The following is a 2,329-nucleotide window of genomic DNA, read 5'->3' as shown; positions in this document are numbered from 1 at the left end:
CTGGTGGACCACCGACCCACTACGCAAGCCTCGCACCAGCCGACTCGAGCGCCTCAGCCACCAACTCGCCCGCTGACGAATTCAGCAACAGAGTCGTGCTGTCCACCAAAACGATCAACTGGGACCTGATCGCCCAGCAGTACGACCAGATCGTGAAGTACACCACCGCCCTGCGCCTGGGCACCGCCGAAGCCGAGCAGGTCCTACGCCGGTTCACCCGCGGCGGCCCCAAGCACCCCACCTACCAGGCGATCGAGGAACTCGGGCGGGCGGTGCGCACGGCGTTCGTGTGCGACTACCTCGCCGATGTCGAGATGCGCCAGGAGATCCACGAGGGGCTCCAGGTCGTGGAGAACTGGAACTCCGCGAACAAGGACCTCTTCTATGGCAAGGACGGCGACCTGGCCGGAGCGGACAAGGAATCCCAGGAGGTCAGCATGCTGGCGCTGCACCTGCTTCAGTCCGCCCTCGTCCACGTCAACACGTTGCTGATGCAGCAGGTCCTCGCCGATTTGAAGTGGGCCGACACCCTCACCGACGCGGACCGGCGCGCGCTGTCTCCGCTGTTCTGGACGCACGTGAATCCCTACGGACGGTTCGAGCTGAACATGAACCGGCGCCTCGACCTGGATCTGACCGCCCGGGCCATGCCGGGCCCGCGCACCCCTGCCGATGAACCGGCCGCGGTCTCGGGGTGATGGCGCGGCGTCACCCCGGAGCCCTCGGCACGCTCGGGCTGGTGTTGAATGCCGCCGTGCTGTGGGACGACTCGCTATCTGGACGCCGCCGTCGAGGAGTCGCAGGCGCTGTCGGCCAAGGAGCGTAAGCACGACGTCCTGGACGAGGACGTTGCCGACGTCTCCCCGCTCAAGCACGCGAACCTCAACGTACTCGGCCGCGACAGCTTCCGCGCTTCCACCCCGGTCGACGGCGGCCTGCACCCGCTGCGCGACCCGAGTGCGCCGGAGCTGGACGAGGACGACGACGGGCAGGAGTGAGTATCAGGAGCTGACCAGGCCCGACCGTGACCGGTGTTCAGGTATCGCTTCGGCGGCAGAACTTCGCCTGAAGGAGATCGGTGAAGACTCCGATGGGGTCGTCCCAAACGCCATTGCTCCAGTCACCGTTGACGTTGGTGATGACCATCTGTTCGCCATCGCGAGCGCCGTAGGCGTAGGACCACGATCCGAAGAGCGCACCCCCCATGCCCCAGACCGTTTTCCCGCAGGGCAGTCTCACTGAGGAAACGCCGAGGCCATAGGCGGCGTTGGGTATCCAGTCGCGGGTGGGCACGGTGGTGAACATGTCGCGTTGTTGGTCCGGTGGCAGTATCCGGCCCCCCAGCAGGGCGCGGAAGAACCGGTTGAGGTCCCCGGCGGTGGAGATCATGCCGCCGGCTGCCCAGAACATGGATGAATCGAGCTCGGTCGCGTCGTGCACCGGCGCGCCGGGGGCGGTCTGGAACAGCTTCGTGTAGTGCCGGGAGTGTGGCCCGTGGATCGTCGGGTCGCTGCCGTGCGGCAGGTACGTGCCAGCCAGGCCGAGTGGGCGGGAGATCCGCCCCGTGATCTCCTCGGCGAGCGCGCGGCCGGTGGCCCGTTCGATGATCATGCCTGCGAGGACGTAGTTGGTGTTGGAGTATGCCCAGCCCGAACCCGGTGTGAAGGTGGGTGGATGGGACGTGGCGATCTGCACCAGCGACTCGGGCGGGTGTGTCTCGTAGCGGTTCAGTGCTGCCTGGTCATCGGTGTAGTTGAAGATCCCGCTGGTGTGGTTGAGCAGCATCCTGATGTTCACCCTGGCACCGTCGTGGTGATGTCCATGGACCACGCCGGGCAACCACTGTTCCGCGGTGTCATCCAGGCTCAGTCTGCCTTCCGCCGCCAGCTGCATCACGACGGTGGCCACGAACGTCTTGCTGATGCTGCCGATGCGGAACCGGTCCTGCTGTGAACGCTTGCGGCCGGTTCGGGTGTCGGCCACTCCTGCAGTCCCGAACCACTGCCGGTCGCCGTCGTAAACCTCAGCAAGAATGCCAGGAAGGCCGCCTTGAGTCACGGCTTGCTGAAGTAAGCGCTGGATTGCCTCGTAGCCCTCGGCCCCTGAGGCCGGCGCGGACTCAGATACCGCGCCCCCTGCCTTGGCCGGTTCGGCGCCCGGTCGGCCGCTGTCTGTATGAGCAGTGTGTTGGCGCATGTGGTCCTCCTTGTCGTGTGTGACCCGTGGATGACCGCCCGGCCCCTCTCCACGGCGTGATTCACTGGCCCTTCGGCTCTCGACAGGGCCTTAGCGCCCAGCGCAGCGTGCGATCCATCGCGCACGCCTACCG

2 protein-coding genes and 1 pseudogene are annotated in these 2,329 nt (G+C 66.4%); 2 read left to right on the top strand and 1 reads right to left on the bottom strand.

Annotated features, from left to right (window positions below; genetic code table 11):
* Positions 1-95 precede the first annotated feature (95 nt).
* Together ACFV9M_RS41980 and ACFV9M_RS41975 are read left to right on the top strand one after the other, a co-directional pair.
* Positions 96-698: a Tn3 family transposase gene (locus ACFV9M_RS41980; RefSeq protein WP_385079877.1), complete on the top strand. Its 603-nt coding sequence runs from the start codon at positions 96-98 to the stop codon at positions 696-698.
* A gap of 23 nt (positions 699-721) precedes the next feature.
* Positions 722-998, top strand: a pseudogene (locus tag ACFV9M_RS41975) (Tn3 family transposase); the annotation flags it as partial.
* 37 nt (positions 999-1,035) lie between these two features.
* On the opposite strand, the gene ACFV9M_RS41970 reads toward ACFV9M_RS41975, so the two are convergent.
* Positions 1,036-2,196 (bottom strand): serine hydrolase domain-containing protein, encoded by a 1,161-nt coding sequence (locus tag ACFV9M_RS41970; protein WP_385079874.1) that lies wholly within the window; start codon positions 2,194-2,196, stop codon positions 1,036-1,038.
* Positions 2,197-2,329 lie beyond the last annotated feature (133 nt).

It is taken from the genome of Streptomyces sp. NPDC059895, from assembly GCF_042731035.1.
GTDB lineage: Bacteria > Actinomycetota > Actinomycetes > Streptomycetales > Streptomycetaceae > Streptomyces.
This window is presented reverse-complemented; position numbering and strand designations above follow the sequence as displayed.